Origin of the sequence: Streptococcus oralis (assembly GCF_001075875.1) — a bacterium.
In the GTDB taxonomy this organism is placed as follows: Bacteria; Bacillota; Bacilli; order Lactobacillales; family Streptococcaceae; genus Streptococcus; species Streptococcus oralis_I.
This window is the reverse complement of the sequence record NZ_JUOS01000204.1, coordinates 1-519: the sequence shown is the minus strand read 5'-3', so window position 1 is coordinate 519 and position 519 is coordinate 1. Positions and strand designations below refer to the sequence as shown.

At 41.8% G+C, this 519-nt stretch carries 1 protein-coding gene; it reads left to right on the top strand.

Annotated features, from left to right (window positions below; translation table 11 throughout):
- Positions 1-489, top strand: a 489-nt coding sequence (locus tag ADM33_RS10390) for an ABC transporter ATP-binding protein (protein WP_049505075.1), incomplete at its 5' end; no start/stop codon positions are given.
- Positions 490-519: the final 30 nt, after the last annotated feature.

The following is a 519-nucleotide window of genomic DNA, read 5'->3' as shown; positions in this document are numbered from 1 at the left end:
TTTGTCTTCCAAGACTTCAATTTGTTAGATACGCTTTCTGTTAAAGACAATATCTTACTCCCTTTGGTATTGTCTAGAAAGCCTATTACAGAAATGATGAAAAAATTGGTCGTGACGGCCGAAAATCTTGGCATCAATCAATTGCAGGAGAAGTACCCTTATGAAATCTCTGGAGGGCAAAAACAACGGGTTGCAGTTGCACGGGCTATCATCACAGAACCAGAAATTCTTCTTGCGGACGAGCCAACAGGAGCTCTAGATTCTAAGTCATCTTCAGCCCTCCTTGATATCTTTGATCAAATCAATGAGCAAGGGCAAACCATTCTCATGGTGACCCACTCAACAGCAGCAGCTAGCCGTGCAAAACGTGTTCTTTTCATCAAGGACGGTATTCTCTATAATCAAATCTATCGTGGTGAAAAGACGGATCGTCAGATGTTCCAAGAAATCTCTGACACCTTGACTGTTATGGCAAGTGAGGTGAACTAGTATGTTTCGATTAACCAATAAGTTGGCCAT